Source organism: Robertmurraya korlensis NBRC 107688 (assembly GCF_001591645.1).
GTDB lineage: Bacteria > Bacillota > Bacilli > Bacillales > Cytobacillaceae > Robertmurraya_A.
In genome coordinates, this window is record NZ_BCVH01000047.1 from 1 (window position 1) to 6,966 (window position 6,966).

At 33.5% G+C, this 6,966-nt stretch carries 9 protein-coding genes; all 9 read left to right on the plus strand.

The annotated features are described in order from the left end of the window. Positions 1 to 1,225: IS110 family RNA-guided transposase (locus BKO01S_RS23450; RefSeq protein WP_066060179.1), on the plus strand; the 1,225-nt coding region annotated here is incomplete at its 5' end. Positions 1,226 to 1,740: 515 nt separating this feature from the next. After that, on the plus strand, positions 1,741 to 2,295 hold the full coding sequence (locus tag BKO01S_RS23455; protein ID WP_369691017.1) for a hypothetical protein: 555 nt from the start codon (positions 1,741 to 1,743) through the stop codon (positions 2,293 to 2,295). 30 nt (positions 2,296 to 2,325) lie between these two features. Further along, positions 2,326 to 2,562, plus strand: a complete 237-nt coding sequence (locus BKO01S_RS25260) for a hypothetical protein (protein ID WP_369691018.1) — start codon at positions 2,326 to 2,328, stop codon at positions 2,560 to 2,562. A gap of 129 nt (positions 2,563 to 2,691) precedes the next feature. Continuing rightward, positions 2,692 to 3,240: an SMI1/KNR4 family protein gene (locus BKO01S_RS23460; protein WP_066060182.1), complete on the plus strand. Its 549-nt coding sequence runs from the start codon at positions 2,692 to 2,694 to the stop codon at positions 3,238 to 3,240. Between the two features lie 157 nt (positions 3,241 to 3,397). After that, complete coding sequence (locus BKO01S_RS23465; protein ID WP_066060184.1) at positions 3,398 to 3,853, plus strand: hypothetical protein; 456 nt, start codon at positions 3,398 to 3,400, stop codon at positions 3,851 to 3,853. Positions 3,854 to 4,020: 167 nt separating this feature from the next. After that, positions 4,021 to 4,533: a DUF2199 domain-containing protein gene (locus BKO01S_RS23470; protein ID WP_066060186.1), complete on the plus strand. Its 513-nt coding sequence runs from the start codon at positions 4,021 to 4,023 to the stop codon at positions 4,531 to 4,533. A 426-nt stretch (positions 4,534 to 4,959) separates the two neighbouring features. Then, positions 4,960 to 5,370, plus strand: a complete 411-nt coding sequence (locus BKO01S_RS23475; RefSeq protein WP_066060192.1) for a hypothetical protein — start codon at positions 4,960 to 4,962, stop codon at positions 5,368 to 5,370. Between the two features lie 163 nt (positions 5,371 to 5,533). Continuing rightward, positions 5,534 to 6,043 carry a hypothetical protein gene (locus BKO01S_RS23480; RefSeq protein WP_066060188.1) on the plus strand — a complete coding sequence of 170 codons (510 nt, stop codon included), beginning with the start codon at positions 5,534 to 5,536 and terminating at the stop codon, positions 6,041 to 6,043. A gap of 135 nt (positions 6,044 to 6,178) precedes the next feature. After that, positions 6,179 to 6,880 (plus strand): GNAT family N-acetyltransferase, encoded by a 702-nt coding sequence (locus BKO01S_RS23485; protein ID WP_066060190.1) that lies wholly within the window; start codon positions 6,179 to 6,181, stop codon positions 6,878 to 6,880. The last annotated feature ends 86 nt before the right edge of the window (positions 6,881 to 6,966 follow it).

The window sequence follows — 6,966 nt, forward strand, 5'->3', positions numbered from 1 at the left end:
GAAGTTCAAGCATGTGGCACGGGCACAGGATTATAGAGGAATGGAGTTTGGTTCCCCTTGTTATTTTGATAATACCAAGCAAGGATTTCAACTGTTTCTTGATTGGATCAATCAATTAAAGCTAGAACAACAAATGGAAAAAGTGATAGTAGGTATGGAACCTACCGGACACTATTGGCTAAATCTAGCTCATATACTCAAAGAAAATAATATAAAATTTGTCGCAGTTAACCCATTACATGTGAAGAAAAGTAAGGAACTCGATGACAACTCACCGACTGAGAACGATGTGAAAGATGCTAAAGTCATTGCGCAGTTGGTCAAGGATGGGAGATATGCTGAACCAACGAATCCACAGGGTGTTTATGCAGAACTCCGTGTGGCTAAAAAAATACGCGATCTCCTAACTGACGACCTTCAAACGGTACAAGGCCAGATTCACAACTGGATAGATCGGTACTTTCCTGAGTTTCTAACCGTCTTTAAGAGTTGGGAAGGGAAAGCAGCCTTGCAATTTTTAAGGCTAGGAGCCTTACCGCATGAGATGATTCATTTCACTGATCAGTATTTACTGGATCATTTACGAAAAGCAGTTAGTCGGAGTGTGGGACTAAACAAAATAATAGAGTTAAAACAAGCAGCTAAAGAGTCCATCGGACTTCGTCAGGGTGCTGATATGGCTAAATTAGAACTAGCGACTCTGCTTGATAAGTATGACTTGATACAAGAGAAGTTCGTAGAACTAGATGATAAGATAGATAACCTAATTGAACATATTCCTGGTGTTCAACAAATGTTAGCCATTAAGGGAGTAGGGAGAGATACTGTTGCCGGCTTCTTTGCGGAAGTTGGAAATCTTCAAGATTATTCTCATCCTATACAAATCATTAAGCTAGCTGGATTGAGCTTGAAGGAGAACACCTCTGGCAAGCATAAAGGGCAAACTAAAATTACCAAACGAGGTAGAAAGAAGCTGAGAGCTCTCCTCTTCAGGGTTTGTATGATTATGGTTGCGAAGAATTCGGCCTTTAAAGCGCTGCACGCCTATTACACACAGCGTCCTGATAATCCACTAAAGAAAATGCAGTCTCTGATAGCTCTCTGCAATAAGTTAATTCGTATTTTCTTTGCCATAGGTAAGAAACAATTTGAGTTTAGTGAAGAGCGAATGTTACAGGATATCCCCCATATGAAAGCAAACATAGAAGTTGAAAAGGCCGCTTAATTCAGTAGGAACAGTAAAGTAGAAAAGAGTTTAAGTGTTATAAATCTCGTACATTTGAAGCGCGGATTAGTCAGCAAAGCAACTAAACTTCGGGCAAGGACCCTGTGGGGCAGCATGACTGACATCCACCTCATGGTAAGGTTGGACGAAGGAATTTGAGAGCGAAGACCTGTGAGGCATGGGAGGGTTGACCTCCATGAGAAATGTGGACATCCACTAGTGCGATCATATTTTGACTCATCCACCATTTTTTGTAAGTGCGTGGTTAATGAACAATAGTCTTTTTTGCTTCAAAAGCCCAAATTTATCCTTACGAGATAAATCCAACCATAATAACGAGCATTAACTCTAAAATAACATTCTATAAAATACTGAGAATACTGGAGAAAACGTGAGTTTTCATTTTGTTTATTGAGGGAGTTTTGTTAAAGGAAGGAGTTGACCTAAATATAGAAGAATATATACTTTGACTGTTTTAAAATACATATAGTTAATTGATGTTTTGGAGGTACTCTATGTTGTTTCTTAAAGAACACCCTCAATATATTTTTCGCACTGAATTAAGACCCGATTTTGCTGATGACTTAAACGCCGTAGATTCTAATGCCACTGAATTGCTCATTCAAGGGAAAACCAAAAATCTCCAAAGGCTCAAGTTATTTTCGAACCTTCAAAAACTATGGATTTACACAGTAAATCAAAGTCAATTTGATACTATATTAAGGTTGGTTAGCCCAAAGATGCTCCACATTTATGAAATGAGAGTGGAGGATTTATCAAACCTTGAATGCCTTAAAGAACTTGAAGTTTTGGCACTTGAATGGAATACAAAAGCCCATAAGCTTTGGAATATATCAAAAAACCAAAATTTAAAATCACTGTCCATTAAGGATTTTTCAAAGCTAAATGATATAGAACGGTTAGAACAAGCTACTAGAATGGAATTATTAGATTTATCTGGAAGTGACTCTACTTCTTTAAAATTAAAGAATCTTGGCTCCCTAAAGCAACTTATAAATTTAAAATTCCTAGGGTTGTCTAATATCAAAGTAGAAGATGAATCATTATAACCGATTACTGAATTAAAGGAGCTTCGGGATTTGCTAATATCTAATCAGTTTCCAACTGAAGAATACGCAAAGCTATCTGTCGCGCTACCAAATACTAAATCTGATAAATTTGAAGCATATGTTCATATAAGTCCAATTGGCGATAAAGACATTATGGTGGTGGGAAAAAGAAAGCCACTCTTAAATTCAAATTCGAAGTCAGATGTAAAAAGGCTTCAAAAATACCAGGAGCAATTTAAAGAATATCAAGATAAATATAAGATGTAACTAAGTGTTCTTATTGGAATAGTGGTTGAGTTGAACTTATGTGCAGTATGTCTTATTTTACAAACGAATCAGGATATTTTAAGAATAACCTCTAATAATATGTTTACATTGTTAATGAAGGTGATATTTATGTTTGAATTTCTTAGTCGTGAACTAAGTGAATTATATGGAAAAGATAAGAAAAAATTACGAACCCAAACTGTACTTTATGGACACTTAGGAGAAGGTAGATGGCATACACATCTTCAACCACCATTATCATTTGTAGATATTAATATGGTTGAAGAAGATTTAAAACAAGAGATTCCTGCTGAATATAAAAAGTTTTTAACATTTTATAATGGTTGTTATTTATTTGATTTATTAAGAGTCGCGGGAAAAGGTGCAGACACATATAAAGGTTTAAGCATAGAAGAACAAGTTCATTTAGCTTTTGATTTAAAAACTATGGACAATTTATACCGAAGAAAACGTACTCCTAAAAACCATTTCATTTTTGCTGATTCAATTGTAAAAAACTCTTATTATGTGATTGATACTGATGAGAAGATATTAGAAATAGATTTTAAAACAAAAAAAATTATTAAATCGCACGAAGACCTTAAAATTTTCTTTTATGAAATTTTATTTGAAGGGAAAGAAAATTTAGCAAAAGGAATATTTTATGAATTTGAGTGAGAATTTTTCTTCAACTAAAGGGTGTTGTTGATCCAGGAAGGATTAACCGCCTTTTTTGTTGAATTCTTTATGAAGCTAAAGAAGCAGATTTGTTTAAGAAATAAGAAACAATAGTAGGTTTATAAGTAATTCTATAAAATAGTGTAGTAGGTGTGTTATGAAAACGTATGAAAAGATATTAATGTCAATTGATAACGAGCAGTTTAATAGCTTTGCCCCTAAAGGGCGTTGGCTCTATATAGCAAATAAAAAAGATACTAAAAAGGGACTCTTTAGATTACCAAACTTTATACATTACTTTGTCTCCTTAGATAGTGAACGTATGCCCTCTGAAATTGGCGTAGTGAAAAAAATAAATGGACATATTACGGCTAGAGAATTAGCTGAACTTGATTATAAAAGCAGAAAAATAGATGTGTCATTATTGACTGATGAGAGTATTAGGGAGTATGAATGGTTTTTAGAAAAGGTTAATGCCCTACCCGAACATACTCCTATGGCGGTAACTTGGTTTGAAAGGATTTTTCCGAAAAAAGAGAAAGAATTACGGGTACACAAAAAGTTCTTCACGGGTTTAACAAAAGAAGAAAAAAAAGAACTGTTTGGAGACTGACATTGATTGGTGATTGATTTTCTTCAACGGTAGTTTCAAATTGCAGGCTCACAACATAGGTGAAATATTAAAATTCACTACTTCAAGTATAGGGGGCATATATCCAAGAAGGATTGATTCCTCTTTTTGTTGAATTTATAAGTGAAATTAATTAATGGAGGAACATAATGACTAAAATTAAGGGATACACTTGCAGTTGTTGCGGTAAATATTACGAGGAACTCCCTACTAGTTACGGAAATCCAGCTCCTGTTTATTATTACGATTATGCACCTGAAGAGCGTGCAGATAGGTTTGAGTTAGATGACGATTTATGTGTTATGGATAACGAACATTACTTTATTCGAGGATGCATTGAAATTCCTATAATTGAGACGGATGAACATCTAATATGGGGTGTATGGGTATCATTAAGTGAACCTAATTTTAATAAAATAAAAGCTTTCTGGGAAAAACAAGAATTATTGGAACCAATGTTTGGGTGGCTATCTACTGATTTACCTTGTTATCCTGATTCAATAAACTTAAAAACAATGGTCCATCCCCGAGCAGACAGCACTCGACCATACATAGAACTCGAACCAACCGACCATCCTTTAGCGGTGGAATTCAGAAATGGAGTTACCATAGAGCGAGTACAAGAAATAGCTGAACAGCTTTGTGTTAATAACGATAACTAAGAAAAAATGTACTTAAAGAAAAGGGGGCAGTCCTTAAATTAGGGGTGCCTTTTGCTTATTTAACAATAGAGGCAGTTTTGTGGAAGAAGGAATAGTTTATAAAAGCGGAGAACTTATTGAAGTGAGATAATTACCAAAAATGAGGTGGGCTTATGAAACGGCTTTTATTAGGCATAGTGGTATTAATGGTTATCTTTACACTAATGTATTTTTTAATCGATATTAAGCCTGGTGCATAAAGAGGCTAATAAAGGCTAGAACCTTTAATTCTTTAATTCTTCAATTCAAGCCCAAGAAAATAAGTATAACTAAATATTGCTTATTCACTTTAGGGAGCAATTCTTTAAAAGGATTGCTTTTAAGAAATGGGCAGTTTAGTTCAAGAAGGCTTTTAGTTTATCCTATTAAAGGAGGAGTGATTTGAAGATGAAATATCAACAAAAGGATTTCACTGAAGAACTAAAAATGAAAATAAAAAATATTGAATCGACATTAATAGAACATATTGAAAAATTGTTAAATGAGAATAAACCTGTTTTTGCTAAGAAGAACTTACAATTTGACGCTGATTTCAATAAAGAGGGAGACGACCCTTTTAAGCCTGGATATAGTTCCTCAGTTGCAATAGGCGTTTCTGATAAAACTGACAAAAATAGTGAACCTATTGACTTACATATAATTAAAATATGGGAATGTGAACGCATACTCTTAGGAATGCCGATTTCAAAACAAATACCAGGAAGCAAGATTATCGGTGAACTACTTGATGAATCATTAGAAGAAATTAAAGAGGAATTTAAGGAATATTTCGAGGAAATATTAGTTGATACAAATTAGAGGTCTTCTTCAACAAAAGAAGCAGGTTTATTGAATAAGGGGGCGATTTTTCCATAAGGGATATCGCTTTTTCTTGTTGGAGTAAGGTAGCAGTTATTAGCTTAGAAAGAACCTGAAACTTTCTTACAAAGTGTTTCGTATTTTAATAGAAGGAAGTGATTAGTTGAAAAAGAAAAAGTTTTATAATTCAAGAATTTATATGTTTGTAATATTAATTATTTTTGCTCACTTGTTAATATATGTGGCATTGCTTTTTTTTACTAATTTAGGCGGTGAAATGAATTGGCTTTATTGGGCAGGACTGATCTGTAGGTTATTATTTGGGATGCTTTTCTTATATATAACCGTTTATTCGTTTAAACAATTAATAAAACCTACATTACTTATAACTGTGACAGAAACAGGTGTAATTGTTGAGAAAGATAAAAGAAACGTTGAAATTGGATGGGGAGATATAGAATCTTATATGATTTGTGGAAGGCCTAGTCAAAGTGGCAGCTTTCTTTATTTTTATATTTTCCTGAAAGATGGAATAGCTTCGAGCACTATTCCTAAGGAGCTGAAAGTTGAATATCATTTTATGAAAAACAAAAAAATACTGAAAAAAGCCTTCGACAAAAATAAAATTAAAGAACTTCCACCGGATTATGAAGCCGTTAAACACATTAAATAAAATTAAGCTAATGGAGACAGGAGTATTCCAGAAAATCGCCTGTTCTTTTTCGACTATAGAAGCAGTTTTGTTGAATAAGAATAAAAAGCCATTATGATACAATTGCTTAATACAGCTAGAAAAGGTGGCAGTGTTATGACAATCAGATGGGATGAAATTACCTTAGATAATGTAAGTGCTTTGGAAAAAGTATTTGAAATATATGATCGCACTTTTCCAATTGAAGTCCGTGAATCACGTAATATATTTGAAAAAAGTTTACAGTACGCTAAAAACGAAAGGTTTAACAATTACCGATTTTTAGTTGGATTTGAAGGAGAGAAACTTGTTTCTTTTGCTACAGGACATTATTTTGCAGACGTAAATTCGGGTTTTATAGTTTATATAGTTACAAACCCTATGCTAAGGAGTAAAGGGGTCGGAACTCAAACTCTGTTAAAATTAGAAGAGTTATTAAACGAAGATGCACTTTTAGCAGGTAATCCTCCACTTAAAGCACTCTTTTTAGAAACAGAAACAAAAGATATGGTACATACAGAGGAAGAAAAAGAAAATTGTATTAAAAGAGATAGGTTTTTTTCAATGAATGATTTTAAGCGATTCCAAAAGATCGATTATTTACAACCCCCATTACATTTAGGTGAAAATAATGTTCCATTAAATCTTTACATTAAATCTATACAAACAAGTGAGATCACTGAAGCAGAAATTGTTGAGGTAATTAGAGTTATTTTCAAGGAGAAATATTACTTAGTAAATGGAATACAAAAAGATATTCTTCACCGTTGTCTGGAGGAGATGGGATTAAAAAGGCAGGAAGAAGTTTTCAAAGAGTGATTTATTTAGGTCAAACTTTAATTTTGTAGGCATTAATCCTAGGAGTATTAATGCCTTTTGTCTTTAGTTACTTATAGAACAATAGT